At 63.0% G+C, this 13,800-nt stretch carries 24 protein-coding genes; all 24 read left to right on the forward strand.

What is annotated here, in order from left to right:
• Positions 1-11 precede the first annotated feature (11 nt).
• Entirely contained in the window at positions 12-482 is a 471-nt protein-coding gene (gene rpsG, locus H2LOC_RS17640) for a 30S ribosomal protein S7 (RefSeq protein WP_136497397.1), read from the forward strand.
• 30 nt (positions 483-512) lie between these two features.
• Positions 513-2,588, forward strand: coding sequence for an elongation factor G (fusA, locus tag H2LOC_RS17645; RefSeq protein ID WP_136497396.1), 2,076 nt, complete (start codon positions 513-515; stop codon positions 2,586-2,588).
• A 42-nt stretch (positions 2,589-2,630) separates the two neighbouring features.
• Complete coding sequence (gene tuf, locus H2LOC_RS17650; RefSeq protein WP_136495663.1) at positions 2,631-3,821, forward strand: elongation factor Tu; 1,191 nt, start codon at positions 2,631-2,633, stop codon at positions 3,819-3,821.
• A 119-nt stretch (positions 3,822-3,940) separates the two neighbouring features.
• The gene (gene rpsJ / locus H2LOC_RS17655) at positions 3,941-4,249 is read left to right on the forward strand and encodes a 30S ribosomal protein S10 (RefSeq protein WP_003613511.1); all 309 of its coding nucleotides are present in this window, start codon (positions 3,941-3,943) and stop codon (positions 4,247-4,249) included.
• A 60-nt stretch (positions 4,250-4,309) separates the two neighbouring features.
• Positions 4,310-5,023 carry a 50S ribosomal protein L3 gene (gene rplC / locus H2LOC_RS17660; protein ID WP_136497395.1) on the forward strand — a complete coding sequence of 238 codons (714 nt, stop codon included), beginning with the start codon at positions 4,310-4,312 and terminating at the stop codon, positions 5,021-5,023.
• 3 nt (positions 5,024-5,026) lie between these two features.
• Positions 5,027-5,647: a 50S ribosomal protein L4 gene (rplD, locus tag H2LOC_RS17665; RefSeq protein WP_136497394.1), complete on the forward strand. Its 621-nt coding sequence runs from the start codon at positions 5,027-5,029 to the stop codon at positions 5,645-5,647.
• On the forward strand, positions 5,644-5,940 hold the full coding sequence (locus H2LOC_RS17670) for a 50S ribosomal protein L23 (RefSeq protein ID WP_136497393.1): 297 nt from the start codon (positions 5,644-5,646) through the stop codon (positions 5,938-5,940). Before rplD ends, H2LOC_RS17670 begins: the two co-directional genes overlap by 4 nt.
• A 22-nt stretch (positions 5,941-5,962) precedes the next feature.
• On the forward strand, positions 5,963-6,802 hold the full coding sequence (rplB, locus tag H2LOC_RS17675; protein WP_136497392.1) for a 50S ribosomal protein L2: 840 nt from the start codon (positions 5,963-5,965) through the stop codon (positions 6,800-6,802).
• A 3-nt stretch (positions 6,803-6,805) separates the two neighbouring features.
• On the forward strand, positions 6,806-7,084 hold the full coding sequence (gene rpsS / locus H2LOC_RS17680; RefSeq protein ID WP_136497391.1) for a 30S ribosomal protein S19: 279 nt from the start codon (positions 6,806-6,808) through the stop codon (positions 7,082-7,084).
• A gap of 5 nt (positions 7,085-7,089) precedes the next feature.
• Positions 7,090-7,470, forward strand: a complete 381-nt coding sequence (gene rplV / locus H2LOC_RS17685) for a 50S ribosomal protein L22 (RefSeq protein WP_136497390.1) — start codon at positions 7,090-7,092, stop codon at positions 7,468-7,470.
• A gap of 11 nt (positions 7,471-7,481) precedes the next feature.
• The gene (gene rpsC / locus H2LOC_RS17690; protein WP_136497389.1) at positions 7,482-8,237 is read left to right on the forward strand and encodes a 30S ribosomal protein S3; all 756 of its coding nucleotides are present in this window, start codon (positions 7,482-7,484) and stop codon (positions 8,235-8,237) included.
• 75 nt (positions 8,238-8,312) lie between these two features.
• On the forward strand, positions 8,313-8,726 hold the full coding sequence (rplP, locus tag H2LOC_RS17695; protein WP_136497388.1) for a 50S ribosomal protein L16: 414 nt from the start codon (positions 8,313-8,315) through the stop codon (positions 8,724-8,726).
• A gap of 12 nt (positions 8,727-8,738) precedes the next feature.
• Positions 8,739-8,951: a 50S ribosomal protein L29 gene (gene rpmC / locus H2LOC_RS17700; protein WP_136497387.1), complete on the forward strand. Its 213-nt coding sequence runs from the start codon at positions 8,739-8,741 to the stop codon at positions 8,949-8,951.
• 9 nt (positions 8,952-8,960) lie between these two features.
• On the forward strand, positions 8,961-9,203 hold the full coding sequence (gene rpsQ, locus H2LOC_RS17705) for a 30S ribosomal protein S17 (protein ID WP_136497386.1): 243 nt from the start codon (positions 8,961-8,963) through the stop codon (positions 9,201-9,203).
• Between the two features lie 79 nt (positions 9,204-9,282).
• The gene (gene rplN / locus H2LOC_RS17710; RefSeq protein WP_136497385.1) at positions 9,283-9,651 is read left to right on the forward strand and encodes a 50S ribosomal protein L14; all 369 of its coding nucleotides are present in this window, start codon (positions 9,283-9,285) and stop codon (positions 9,649-9,651) included.
• Positions 9,651-9,968: a 50S ribosomal protein L24 gene (rplX, locus tag H2LOC_RS17715; RefSeq protein WP_136497384.1), complete on the forward strand. Its 318-nt coding sequence runs from the start codon at positions 9,651-9,653 to the stop codon at positions 9,966-9,968. Before rplN ends, rplX begins: the two co-directional genes overlap by 1 nt.
• Positions 9,961-10,647: a 50S ribosomal protein L5 gene (gene rplE / locus H2LOC_RS17720; RefSeq protein WP_136497383.1), complete on the forward strand. Its 687-nt coding sequence runs from the start codon at positions 9,961-9,963 to the stop codon at positions 10,645-10,647. Before rplX ends, rplE begins: the two co-directional genes overlap by 8 nt.
• A 41-nt stretch (positions 10,648-10,688) precedes the next feature.
• Positions 10,689-10,994 carry a 30S ribosomal protein S14 gene (rpsN, locus tag H2LOC_RS17725; protein WP_136497382.1) on the forward strand — a complete coding sequence of 102 codons (306 nt, stop codon included), beginning with the start codon at positions 10,689-10,691 and terminating at the stop codon, positions 10,992-10,994.
• Positions 10,995-11,005: 11 nt separating this feature from the next.
• Entirely contained in the window at positions 11,006-11,404 is a 399-nt protein-coding gene (rpsH, locus tag H2LOC_RS17730; protein WP_136497381.1) for a 30S ribosomal protein S8, read from the forward strand.
• 35 nt (positions 11,405-11,439) lie between these two features.
• The gene (gene rplF, locus H2LOC_RS17735; protein ID WP_136497380.1) at positions 11,440-11,973 is read left to right on the forward strand and encodes a 50S ribosomal protein L6; all 534 of its coding nucleotides are present in this window, start codon (positions 11,440-11,442) and stop codon (positions 11,971-11,973) included.
• Between the two features lie 11 nt (positions 11,974-11,984).
• Positions 11,985-12,347, forward strand: coding sequence for a 50S ribosomal protein L18 (rplR, locus tag H2LOC_RS17740; protein WP_136497379.1), 363 nt, complete (start codon positions 11,985-11,987; stop codon positions 12,345-12,347).
• A gap of 90 nt (positions 12,348-12,437) precedes the next feature.
• Positions 12,438-13,010, forward strand: coding sequence for a 30S ribosomal protein S5 (gene rpsE, locus H2LOC_RS17745; protein WP_136497378.1), 573 nt, complete (start codon positions 12,438-12,440; stop codon positions 13,008-13,010).
• Between the two features lie 14 nt (positions 13,011-13,024).
• Complete coding sequence (gene rpmD / locus H2LOC_RS17750) at positions 13,025-13,216, forward strand: 50S ribosomal protein L30 (protein ID WP_136497377.1); 192 nt, start codon at positions 13,025-13,027, stop codon at positions 13,214-13,216.
• 16 nt (positions 13,217-13,232) lie between these two features.
• Positions 13,233-13,706: a 50S ribosomal protein L15 gene (gene rplO, locus H2LOC_RS17755; RefSeq protein ID WP_136497545.1), complete on the forward strand. Its 474-nt coding sequence runs from the start codon at positions 13,233-13,235 to the stop codon at positions 13,704-13,706.
• Positions 13,707-13,800: the final 94 nt, after the last annotated feature.

A 13,800-nucleotide genomic window follows, 5' to 3' on the forward strand; every position in this document is an offset into this window, starting at 1 on the left:
GAGCAGGGACGATGTCGCGACGCCACAGAGCGGAAAAGCGGGAAGTCATCGAAGACGCCAAGTACGGCGATCTGGTTCTCGCGAAATTCATGAATTCGATCATGTACGACGGCAAGAAGTCGGCCGCCGAAGCGATCGTCTACGGCGCGTTCGACGCGATCGAAGCCAAGGTCAAGAGCGATCCTCTCGCCGTCTTCAAGTCCGCGCTCGACAATGTCGCGCCGGCGATCGAGGTCCGTTCCCGCCGCGTCGGCGGCGCCACCTATCAGGTGCCGGTCGAAGTGCGCAACGAGCGCCGTCAGGCTCTCGCGATCCGCTGGATCATCAACGCGGCGCGCGACCGCAACGACAAGACGATGGTCGATCGTCTGTCGGCGGAGCTGCTCGACGCCTCCAACAATCGCGGCGCCGCCGTGAAGAAGCGCGAAGACACGCACCGGATGGCGGAAGCCAACCGCGCCTTCTCGCATTATCGCTGGTAACCCTTTTTCCGCCCGACCGAGGACGAACCCATGGCCCGCTCTCATCCGATCGAGGACTACCGCAACTTCGGAATCATGGCCCACATTGACGCGGGCAAGACGACGACGACGGAGCGTATCCTCTACTATTCCGGCAAGAGCCACAAAATCGGCGAGGTGCATGAAGGCGCCGCGACGATGGACTGGATGGAGCAGGAGCAGGAACGCGGCATCACGATCACTTCGGCTGCGACGACCACCTTCTGGAACGGCAAGCGTCTGAACATCATCGACACCCCCGGCCACGTCGACTTCACCATTGAAGTCGAGCGTTCGCTGCGCGTGCTCGACGGCGCCGTATGCGTGCTGGACGGCAACCAGGGCGTCGAGCCCCAGACCGAGACGGTGTGGCGTCAGGCGGACAAGTATAACGTGCCGCGCATCGTGTTCGTCAACAAGATGGACAAGATCGGCGCCGACTTCTTCCGCTGCGTCGAAGAGATCAAGACCCGCGTCGGCGGCCGTCCGGTCTGCGCGCAGCTGCCGATCGGCTCCGAGAGCAACTTCAAGGGCATCATCGATCTGGTCCGCATGAAGGCGGTGGTCTGGGAGGACGAAGGCCTCGGCGCGAAGTATAATGACGCGGAAATCCCGGGCGATCTTCTCGATCAGGCCAAGGAATACCGCACCCTTCTGATCGAGGCCGCGGTCGAGCTCGACGACGACGCCATGGCCGCCTATCTCGACGGCGTGGAGCCGGACGAGGAGACGCTGAACCGCCTCATTCGTCTCGCGGTCCGCAAGATCGCCTTCGTGCCGGTGTTCTGCGGCTCGGCCTTCAAGAACAAGGGCGTGCAGCCCCTGCTCGACGCGGTCGTGCTCTATCTGCCGTCCCCGCTCGATCGCGAAGCGATCAAGGGCGTGGATGTGAACACCGGCGCGGAGATGATCCGCAATCCGTCCGACGACGAGCCCTTCTCCATGCTCGCCTTCAAGATCATGGACGATCCTTTCGTCGGCACGATCACCTTCTGCCGCGTCTATTCGGGCAAGATCGAATCCGGCTCCACGGTGATCAACTCCACCAAGGACCGTAAAGAGCGCGTCGGCCGCATGCTGCTGATGCACGCCAACAACCGCGAGGACATCAAGGAAGCCTATGCCGGCGACATCGTCGCGCTGGCCGGCCTCAAGGACACCCGAACCGGCGACACGCTCTGCGATCCGATCAAGCCCGTGATCCTGGAGCGCATGGAGTTCCCCGAGCCGGTCATCGAGATCGCGATCGAGCCGAAGTCCAAGGCGGATCAGGAAAAGCTCGGCGTCGCGCTCTCGAAGCTCGCGGCCGAAGATCCGTCCTTCCGCGTGACGACCGATCAGGAAAGCGGCCAGACCATCCTCAAGGGCATGGGCGAACTGCATCTCGACATCAAGGTCGACATTCTGAAGCGCACCTACAAGGTCGACGCCAATATCGGCGCTCCGCAGGTCGCATATCGCGAGCGTCTGCAAAAGCGCGCCGAGATCGACTACACCCATAAGAAGCAGACCGGCGGCACGGGCCAGTTCGCTCGCGTCAAGATCGTGTTCGAGCCCAACGAAGCGGGCTCGGGCAACGAATTCTCGAGCAGCATCGTCGGCGGCGCGGTGCCGAAGGAATATGTCCCCGGCGTCGAAAAGGGCATCAATTCGGTCATGGGCTCCGGCATTCTCGCCGGCTTTCCGGTCGTCGATCTCAAGGCGACCCTGATCGACGGCGCCTTCCACGACGTCGACTCGTCGGTGCTCGCCTTCGAAATCGCTTCGCGCGCCGCAACCCGCGAGGCTCTGCAAAAGGGCGGGTCGGTTCTGCTCGAGCCGATCATGAAGGTCGAGGTGGTGACTCCGGAAGAATACACCGGCTTCGTCATCGGCGATCTCAATTCCCGCCGCGGCCAGATCCAGGGCCAGGACATGCGCGCCAACGCCGTGGTCATCAATGCGATGGTCCCGCTCGCGAACATGTTCGGCTACGTGAACCAGCTGCGTTCCGGCACGCAGGGACGCGCCAGCTACACGATGCAATTCGACCACTATGAACAGGTGCCCGAGGCCGAATCGAAGAAAGTCCAGGCGAAATTCGCCTGACGCGATTACGACGGGTTTCAGGAACGACTAAGGAGACTGGCCATGGCCAAGGAAAAGTTCTCACGCACGAAGCCGCATTGCAACATCGGGACGATTGGTCACGTCGACCATGGCAAGACCTCGCTGACGGCGGCGATCACCAAGGTTCTGGCTGAGTCGGGCGGCGCGACCTTCACGGCCTACGACCAGATCGACAAGGCCCCCGAGGAGCGCGCGCGCGGCATCACGATCTCGACGGCGCACGTCGAATACGAGACCCAGAACCGCCACTACGCTCACGTCGACTGCCCCGGCCACGCCGACTATGTGAAGAACATGATCACCGGCGCGGCGCAGATGGACGGCGCGATCCTGGTGGTTTCGGCCGCCGACGGCCCGATGCCGCAGACCCGCGAGCACATCCTGCTCGCCCGTCAGGTCGGCGTGCCGGCTCTGGTCGTGTTCCTGAACAAGGTCGACATGGTCGACGATCCGGAGCTTCTGGAGCTGGTCGAACTCGAAGTTCGCGAGCTGCTTTCGAAGTATGAGTTCCCGGGCGACGACATTCCGATCACCAAGGGTTCGGCGCTGTGCGCTCTCGAGAACAAGAACCCCGAGATCGGCCATGACGCGATCCTGAAGCTGATGCAGACGGTCGACGCCTATATCCCGCAGCCGGAGCGTCCGAAGGATCAGCCCTTCCTGATGCCGGTGGAAGACGTGTTCTCGATCTCGGGCCGCGGCACCGTGGTTACGGGCCGTATCGAGCGCGGCGTGATCAAGGTCGGCGAGGAAGTCGAGATCGTCGGCATCAAGGCGACTGTGAAGTCGACCGTGACGGGCGTCGAAATGTTCCGCAAGCTGCTGGATCAGGGCGAGGCCGGCGACAACGTGGGCTGCCTGCTGCGCGGCACCAAGCGCGAGGACGTGGAGCGCGGTCAGGTTCTGTGCAAGCCGGGTTCGGTGAAGCCGCACACCAAGTTCAAGGCCGAGGCCTACATCCTGACGAAGGAAGAAGGCGGCCGTCATACGCCGTTCTTCACCAACTATCGTCCGCAGTTCTACTTCCGCACGACGGACGTGACCGGCATCGTGACGCTTCCCGAGGGCGTCGAGATGGTCATGCCGGGCGACAACGTGGCGATGGAAGTGGCGCTGATCGTTCCGATCGCCATGGAAGAGAAGCTGCGCTTCGCTATCCGTGAAGGCGGCCGCACCGTCGGCGCCGGCGTCGTCGCCTCGATCATCGAGTAATTCAGGCGGATTCTGGACCGCGAGGCGACCCGCCTCGCTTACAAAACCGAGTTCGCGAGCCTTCGGGCTCGCGGCCCAAGGCGAGCCGAAAGGCTCGCGGTCCTTGAGGATAAGAGACAATGAACGGTCAGAACATCCGGATTCGCCTGAAGGCGTTCGATCACCGGATTCTCGATACGTCGACGAAGGAAATCGTCTCGACGGCGAAGCGCACGGGCGCGCAGGTACGGGGGCCGATCCCTCTGCCTACGAAAATCGAGAAATTCACGGTGAACCGCTCGCCCCACATCGACAAGAAGTCGCGCGAGCAGTTTGAGATTCGCACTCATAAGCGTGTTCTCGACATCGTCGATCCCACTCCGCAAACGGTCGACGCTCTGATGAAGCTGGACCTCGCGGCCGGCGTGGACGTCGAGATCAAGCTTTAAGTCGGTTGAATGAATATGGGCCGCTCGACGTAGGAGCGCGCCCTTCGAAGGAATTGGATCATGCGGTCGGGCGTCATCGCGCAAAAGGTCGGAATGACCCGTATCTTCACCGATGCGGGCGAACATGTGCCGGTCACGGTTCTCAAGCTCGACGGCTGCCAAGTCGTCGCGCACCGGACCCAGGAGCAGAATGGTTACACGGCCGTTCAGCTCGGCGTCGGCCGCGCCAAGGTCAAGAATGTCTCGAAAGCCGAGCGTGGCCGTTTCGCCATCGCCAAGGTCGAGCCCAAATTGAAGCTCGCGGAGTTCCGCGTCGAGGAAGCCGACCTTCTGCCGGTGGGTGCCGAGATCACCGCTGATCATTTCGTCGTCGGCCAATATGTCGACGTGACGGGCACTTCCATCGGCAAGGGCTTTGCCGGCCCGATGAAGCGCTGGAACTTCGGCGGACTGCGCGCCACCCACGGCGTTTCGGTCTCGCATCGTTCCCACGGTTCGACCGGTGGTCGTCAGGACCCCGGCAAGACCTTCAAGAACAAGAAGATGGCCGGCCACATGGGCACGGACCGGGTGACTACGCTCAATCTGCGGGTCGTTCAGACCGATGTCGAACGCGGCCTGGTTCTCGTGGAAGGCGCGGTTCCGGGGCACGCCGGCGGCTGGATTTTCGTGCGCGACGCCATCAAGCGCGCGCTTCCGGCGGAAGCGCCCAAGCCGGGCAAATACCGGCTGGCGGAAGCCGCCGAATCCCAAGAAGAAAAGAAGGAGGACTGAGCCGTGAAGATCGACGTCACGTCGTTCGACGGTCAGGCGGCCGGTTCGATCGAACTCTCCGATGAGGTCTTCGGCCTCGAACCGCGCGCGGACCTTATCGCCCGCGTCATTCGCTGGCAGCTCGCCAAGCGTCGCGCCGGCACCCATGCGGTGAAGAACCGCGCCGAGATCGCGCGCACCGGCAAGAAGATGTACAAGCAGAAGGGCACCGGCGGCGCCCGCCACGGCTCTGCCCGCGTGCCGCAGTTCCGCGGCGGCGGCCGCGCCTTCGGCCCCCAGGTGCGCAGCCATGAGCACGACCTCACCAAGAAGGTGAAGGCGCTCGCCCTTCGGCACGCGCTCTCGGCCAAGGCCAAGGACGGCGCGATCATCGTGTGGGAGAACGCCCAGCTCGCGGAACCGAAGACCAAGGTTCTGAAGGCCGGCTTCGACAAGACGGGCGTTTCGAGCGCTCTGATCATCGACGGAGCCGCGCTGCAGACGAACTTCGCTCTCGCCGCACGCAATATTCCGCTGATCGACGTGCTCCCGGTCGAGGGCGTCAATGTTTACGACATCATTCGTCGCGAGAAGCTGGTTCTCACCCGCTCTGCGGTCGATGCGCTGGAGGCGCGGCTGAAATGAGCAAGGATCCTCGCCACTACGACGTGATCGTCGCGCCGGTGATCACGGAGAAAGCGACGCTGGCCGCCGAGAACAACCAGGTCGTGTTCAAGGTCGCGCGCACCGCCACCAAGCCGCAGATCAAAGCCGCGGTCGAAGGGCTGTTCGACGTCAAAGTCGAAGGCGTGAACACGCTGGTGCGCAAGGGCAAGGTCAAGGCTTTCCGCGGCGTTCGCGGCAAGCAGAGCGATTTCAAGAAGGCCGTCGTGACTTTGGCTGAAGGCCATAAGATCGACGTGACCACGGGACTTTAAGGGAAGACTCGAGGACAAGAAGATGGCGCTGAAGACATTCAAGCCGGTCACCCCGAGCCTTCGCCAGCTCGTGATCGTGGACCGCAAAGACCTCTACAAGGGCAAGCCGGTCAAGACTCTGACCGAAGGCCAGTCGTCCAAGGGCGGCAGGAACAACAATGGTCGCGTGACGGTCCGTTTCCGTGGCGGCGGTCATAAGCAGACCTATCGCATCGTCGACTTCAAGCGGCGTAAGCTGGACGTCGCGGCCAAGGTGGAGCGGATCGAATATGATCCGAACCGCACCGCCTTCATCGCGTTGATCCGCTATGCCGACGGTGAGCTCTCCTACATCCTCGCGCCGCAGCGTCTTGCGGTCGGCGACGAGGTCGTGTCCGGACAGCAGGTCGACGTGAAGCCCGGCAACGCCATGCCGGCGGCGAACATCCCGGTCGGCACCATCGTCCACAATGTGGAGATGAAGATCGGCAAGGGCGGCGCGATCGCACGTTCGGCCGGGACCTACGCCCAGATCGTCGGTCGTGACCAGGGCTATGTCATTCTGCGCCTCAACTCGGGCGAGCAACGCCTGGTTCATGGCCAGTGCTTCGCCACCATCGGATCGGTGTCCAATCCCGACCACATGAACATCTCGATCGGCAAGGCGGGCCGCTCGCGCTGGCTCGGCCGTCGCCCGCACAATCGCGGCGTGACGATGAACCCGATCGACCATCCGCACGGCGGCGGCGAAGGCCGCACATCGGGCGGCCGTCATCCGGTCACTCCCTGGGGCAAGCCGACCAAGGGAAAGAAGACCCGCTCCAACAAATCCACCGATCGTTTCATCGTGTCCTCGCGGCACGCGCGCAAGAAGAAGGGCTGATCCATGGCTCGCTCTATCTGGAAAGGTCCGTTCGTCGACGGCTATCTGCTGAAGAAAGCCGACGCGTCGCGTAGCTCGGGCCGCTCGGAAGTCATCAAGATGTGGAGCCGTCGCTCCACCATCCTGCCGCAGTTCGTGGGCCTCACCTTCGGCGTCCACAACGGCCACAAGCACGTTCCGGTTAATGTCAGCGAAGACATGATCGGGCATAAGTTCGGCGAATTTGCTCCGACTCGCACCTTTCATGGCCATGCGGCGGACAAGAAGTCCAAGAGAGGCTAGAGGCGATGTCCAAGCCCAATAATCCGCCACGCACTGCGGAAAACGAGGCGAAGGCCGTGGCGCGCATGCTCCGCGTTTCGCCGCAAAAGCTCAATCTCCTCGCCCAGCTCATCCGGGGCAAGAAGGTCGACCGCGCTCTCGCTGATCTTGAATTTTCCCGCAAGCGCAGCGCGCTGGAAGTCAAGAAGACTCTCGAAAGCGCCATCGCCAACGCGGAGAACAACCACGGTCTCGACGTCGACGATCTCGTCGTGTCCCAGGCGTTCGTCGGCAAGGCGCTCGTCATGAAGCGCTTCCATGCGCGCGCCCGCGGCCGGGCCAGCCGGGTCGAGAAGCCTTTCTCGAACCTCACGATCATCGTCCGCGAAGTCGAAGCGCAGGCTTAAAGGAGCTCGTCATGGGTCAGAAGGTCAATCCGATCGGGCTCCGTCTCGGCGTCAACCGCACTTGGGATTCGCGCTGGTTCGCGTCCAAGGGCGAATATGCGAAGCTTCTTCACGAAGACATCGCGATTCGCGAAGCAGTCGCCAAGACTCTAAAGCAGGCGGCCGTATCGCGCATCGTGATCGAACGTCCGCACAAGAAGTGCCGCGTCACGATCTATTCGGCGCGTCCCGGCGTCGTGATCGGCAAGAAGGGCGCCGACATCGACAAGATCCGCAAGCTCGTGGGCAAACTCACCGGCAGCGAGGTCGTCATCAATATCGTGGAAGTGCGCAAGCCGGAGATCGAGGCGACCCTGGTGGCCGATTCGATCGCCCAGCAGCTTGAGCGCCGCGTGGCCTTCCGCCGCGCCATGAAGCGGGCGGTGCAGTCCGCGATGCGCCTCGGCGCGCAGGGCATCCGCATCAATTGCTCGGGACGTCTCGGCGGCGCGGAAATCGCTCGCCTGGAATGGTACCGTGAAGGCCGCGTGCCGCTGCATACGCTGCGCGCGGATGTCGATTACGGCGTCGCCACGGCCCATACCGCTTATGGCGCCTGCGGCATCAAGGTCTGGGTCTTCAAGGGCGAAATCCTGGAGCACGATCCGATGGCCCAGGACAAGCGCTTCGCAGAGCAGGCGGCGAGCGGCGACCACCACGGTGAAAGGGAGCGCGGCGAGCGCGACCGTGATCGGGGTCGGCGGCGCGAGCCGAGAGACGCCGCGTAAAGCGGAATTTACTTCAAGCCCGCCTCGAAAGATCGACGACGCGGGCCTCAGAGCCGGATTCGAGAGTTCGACATCATGTTGCAGCCCAAACGCACGAAGTTCCGCAAGGCCTTCAAAGGCCGCATCCACGGCGCCGCAAAGGGCGGCTTCACGCTGAACTTCGGTCAGTTCGGCCTGAAGGCCCTCGAGCCGGAGCGCATCACCGCACGCCAGATCGAAGCGGCGCGCCGCGCGATGACCCGCCACATGAAGCGCGCGGGTCGCGTCTGGATCCGCATTTTCCCCGACGTGCCGATATCGGCGAAGCCGACCGAAGTGCGTATGGGTAAGGGCAAGGGCGCGCCCGAATATTGGGCTGTGCGCGTCGCGCCCGGCCGAATCATGTTCGAGATCGACGGCGTGCCGGCCCCTCTCGCTCGCGAGGCCCTGACGCTCGCCGCGGCGAAATTGCCGATCAAAACGCGCTTTATCGAGCGCATCGCCGAGTGAGGATTTGACATTATGAAGACAACGCAGCATTTGTCCGATCTTCGCGCGCTCACCGAGGATCAATTGAACGAAGAAATCCTGAAGCTGAAAAAGGAGCAGTTCAACCTCCGCTTCCAGCGCGCTTCGGGACAACTCGAAAACACATCGCGGGTTCGCGTCGTCCGGCGCGATATTGCCCGGGTCAAGACAATCGCCGCGCAGAAGCGCGACCAGCAGCAAGGTTGAGTGGCCGCCATGCCGAAGCGAATTCTCCAGGGCATTGTCGTCAGCGACAAGCAGGACAAGACCGTCGTGGTCAAGGTCGAGCGCCGTTTCACCCATCCTCTGTTTCAGAAGACGGTGCGACGGACCAAGAACTATCACGCGCATGACGAAGCCAACGCCTTCAAGGTCGGCGACGAGGTTACGATCGAGGAAACCGCGCCGATCTCCAGGTTGAAGCGTTGGCGCGTCGTTGAAAACGCTCCCAAGGCCTAAACGCTGCGGGCGTAAATGAAAATTCCGGACGAAGTCGGCGAGGGCCGAAACCAGACCGGAGAGAAGAGGCGGGTAAGCCATGATTCAGATGCAGACAAATCTCGATGTCGCCGACAATTCCGGCGCGCGCCGGGTCATGTGCATCAAGGTGCTGGGCGGTTCGAAGCGTAAATATGCCGGCGTGGGCGACATCATCGTCGTGTCCATCAAGGAGGCGATTCCGCGCGGCCGCGTCAAGAAGGGCGACGTGCTGAAGGCCGTGGTGGTCCGCACCGCCAAGGACATCAAGCGCGCGGACGGCTCGACCATCCGGTTCGATTCCAACGCGGCCGTGCTCATCAACAACCAGAAGGAGCCGATCGGCACCCGTATCTTCGGACCGGTTCCTCGCGAGCTCCGCGCAAAGAATCACATGAAGATCATTTCGCTCGCTCCGGAGGTGCTGTAATGGCCGCGAAGATAAAGAAGGGCGACAAGGTCGTCGTTCTCGCCGGCCGTGACAAGGGCCGCACGGGCGAGGTCGTCAAGGTCGATCCCACCGAAGGGCGCGCGATCGTCGAGGGCGTGAACCAGGTCAAGCGCCATCAGCGCCAGACCAAGGATCGCGAAGCCGGCATCGTGACGAAATCGGCCCCGATCGACCTTTCGAACATCGCAATCGCCGATCCCAAGGACGGCAAGCCGACTCGCGTCGGGTTCAAGATTCTCGACGACGGCCGCAAGGTCCGCGTCGCCAAGCGTTCCGGAGAACAGATCGATGGCTGAGGAAAAGAAGCCGAAGGCCGCGAAAGCCGCGAAAGCCGGCAGCGGCGACGCCGAGGCGAAGAAGGGCTCGAAGGCCAAGGCCGCGACTTCTTCCGTCGACACCGATCATGCGCCCAAGGCCGCCGGTCCCGCCGGCTATACGCCGCGCATGAAGCAGCACTTCGAGGAAGTGGTCCGCGCCGAGATGACCAAGCGTTTCGGCTACAAGAACCAGTTTGAAGTGCCGGTGATCGACAAGATCGTCCTCAACATGGGCGTAGGCGAAGCGGTCAACGATTCCAAGAAGGTCACGGCGGCGGCGGGCGATCTCGCGCTCATCGCCGGCCAGAAGCCGGTGATCACCCGCGCCCGGCAGGCGATCTCGACCTTCAAGGTCCGCGAAAACATGCCGATCGGCGCCAAGGTGACCCTGCGCAAGACCCGCATGTACGAGTTCCTGGACCGCCTGATCACGATTGCGCTTCCGCGCGTTCGCGATTTCCGCGGCCTCAACCCGAAGTCGTTCGACGGCCGGGGCAATTATGCGCTCGGCATCAAGGAGCACATCGTGTTCCCCGAGATCGACTACGACAAGGCAGAATCGATCCTCGGCATGGACGTCATCGTCTGCACGACGGCCAAGACCGACGAAGAGGCGCGCGCCTTGCTGAAGGCGTTCAATTTCCCGTTCCGGCAGTGAAGCCCCTGGGCTTCAAACGCGGCAACTGAAAAGGCAAAAAAATGGCCAAAAAGAGCGCGATAGAGAATAACAAGCGGAAGGCGAAGCTGGTAAAAGCGCTCGCCGGCCGCAGGGCCCGGCTGAAGGAGGCCGCCGCCGATCAGAGCCTCTCGGCGGAAGAGCGTTTCGAAGCGCGGCTGAAGCTCGCCGAGCTGCCGCGCAACTCCGCTCCGAACCGGGTTCGCAATCGTTGCGAGGTCTCCGGTCGCCCGCGCGCGTTCTACCGCAAACTGAAAATGTCGCGCATTGCGTTGCGTGAACTCGGCTCTCGCGGCCTCGTGCCCGGCCTCGTGAAGTCCAGCTGGTAAGGGGAAGAGGAATGGCTATCAACGATCCGTTGGGCGATTTGCTCACCCGTATCCGCAACGCCCAGATGCGTCGGAAAGAGAAGGTTTCGTCGCCCGGCTCCAAGCTGCGCGCCCATGTTCTCGACGTTCTCAAGGACGAGGGTTACATCCGCGGCTACAGCTCGACCGACTTCGGCAACGGGCGCACCGAGTTTGAGATCGAGCTCAAATATTTCGACGGTCAGCCCGTCATCAAGCAGATCGAGCGTGTTTCGCGCCCCGGACGTCGCGTTTACGCCGACGTCAACAGCGTGCCGCGCGTGGCCAACGGCTTGGGCGTGACCATCGTTTCGACGCCGAAGGGCGTGATGGCGGACCACACGGCCCGCGAGCAGAATGTCGGGGGCGAGGTTTTGTGCAAGGTCTTCTGACCTCGGCAAGAACCTACCATACAGGATTATATGTCATGTCTCGTATCGGCAAAAAGCCCGTCGTCATTCCAGCCGGCGTCACCGCCAAGGTCGACGGCCAGCTTGTTTCCGTTAAGGGCGCCAAGGGTCAGCTCGAGTTTCGCGTTCCGGACGACGTTTCTGTCGTCTATCAGGACAATGCGATCAAGGTGGACCCGCGCAATGAAACCAAGCGCGCCCGCGCCCTTTGGGGCACGTCGCGCGCCCAGGTCAACAACCTCGTCGTCGGCGTGACTGCGGGCTTTGAAAAGAAGCTCGAAATCAACGGCGTCGGCTATCGCGCCGCGGTGCAGGGCAAAACCCTGCAACTGGCGCTGGGCTATTCTCACGACGTGAACTACCCCATCCCGGCCGGGATCACGATCGTAACGCCCAAACCGACCGAAATCACGATCTCCGGCATCGACAAGCGTCAGGTCGGTCAGATCGCCGCGGAAATCCGGGCGTTGCGCGGACCCGAGCCCTATAAGGGCAAGGGCGTGAAATATGCCAACGAATTCATCTTCCGCAAGGAAGGCAAGAAGAAGTAAGGATCGCCGCCATGGCCAGGGACATTCAACTCGAAAAAAGGCGCAAGCAGCGCGTCCGCCGGGCGATCCGCGAACGCGCCTATGGTCGCCCGCGTTTGTCGGTTTTTCGCTCCTCCAAGCAGATCTACGCCCAGATCATCGACGATGAGAGCGGCGTCACGGTCGCTTCTGCGTCTTCGATCGAGAAGGCGAACCGGGAAGCCCTCAAATCCGGCGCGAATATCGACGCCGCCAAGGTCGTCGGCAAGCTGATCGCCGAGCGGGCCGCCGCCAAGGGCGTGAAGACCGTGGTGTTCGATCGCGGCTCCTATATGTATCACGGCCGCGTCAAAGCTCTCGCCGAGGGCGCGCGCGAAGGCGGCCTGGAGTTCTGATATCTCGAAACGGGTCCTCGACGGGGCCTGTTTCGATCCAATTCGAAGCGAGCGGCCGCTGCGGCCGCGTAAGTGACGGAAAAGAGAAAAATGGCGCGTGAATCGGAAGGCGGTCGCGGTCGCGACCGCGACAGGGAAGAGCGCGACAGCGAATTCGTGGACCGTCTGGTCCACATCAATCGCGTCGCCAAAGTTGTGAAGGGCGGCCGGCGTTTCGGCTTCGCGGCCCTGGTCGTCGTCGGCGACCAGAAGGGCCGGGTCGGATTCGGCCATGGCAAGGCCCGCGAGGTTCCCGAGGCGATCCGCAAGGCTACGGAAGCCGCAAAGCGCGGGTTGATCCGGGTTCCGCTGCGTGAAGGCCGGACCCTGCACCACGACGTGAACGGCCGCCATGGCGCTGGCCGGGTCGTGCTGCGCGCCGCCCCTCCCGGCACGGGCATCATCGCGGGCGGCCCGATGCGCGCTGTCTTCGAGACGCTCGGCGTCCATGACGTCGTGGCCAAGAGCCAGGGGTCCTCGAACCCCTACAACATGATCCGCGCGACCTTCGACGCTCTCGCCCGGGAGGACTCCCCGCGCGCGATCGCGGCCCGGCGCACGCTCAAGGTTTCCGCCCTTCAGGCCCGGCGCCAGGGCGTCGACGCCGAAGCCGCCGACGCGTAAGGGGAGGAAGCGACATGACGACGGACAAGACCATAACGGTCGAGCAGACGGGCAGCGCCATCGGCCGCCCCGAGCGTCAGCGCCAAACCCTTCTGGGTCTTGGCCTCACCCGCATCGGGCGGCGCCGCACGCTCGTCGATACGCCCGCGGTGCGCGGGCTGATCGCCAAGGTGGCGCATCTCGTCAAGATCGTCGACGGGAAGTGAGAGGGGCTGACCAATGGTGAAACTCAACGAACTCTCCGACAATCCCGGCTCCACCAAGAACCGCATGCGCGTCGGGCGCGGCATCGGTTCTGGAAAAGGCAAGACCGGCGGGCGCGGCGTCAAGGGTCAGAAAGCCCGCACCGGCGTCGCGATCAAGGGGTTTGAAGGCGGGCAGATGCCTCTGCATCGCCGCCTGCCCAAGCGCGGCTTCCATAATCCGTTTTCGACGGATTACAACGAGGTGAACATCGGGCGCATTCAGCAGCTCGTGGACGCCGGCAAGCTCGAAGCTTCGTCCCCGGTGACCAACGAAGCCCTCATCGCCGTCGGGCTTTTGTCCAAGCCCCGCGACGGCGTCAAGATCCTGGGGCAGGGCGCGATCACCGCGAAGCTCGCTTTCGAGGTCGCGGCGGCATCCAAGTCGGCCATCGCCGCCATCGAGGGCGCTGGCGGAACGGTGAAGCTGCTGACCGCCCCGGCTTCGGAATAAGAGTAAAATCGCAGCGCGAAAGGCCCCTTAAAGGCCTTCGCGCTGCTCATTTTTGTCGCACTCGGCTGCGAGTAGTGATAGAAGCTGGCCGTCG

Source organism: Methylocystis heyeri, from assembly GCF_004802635.2.
Lineage (GTDB): Bacteria > Pseudomonadota > Alphaproteobacteria > Rhizobiales > Beijerinckiaceae > Methylocystis > Methylocystis heyeri.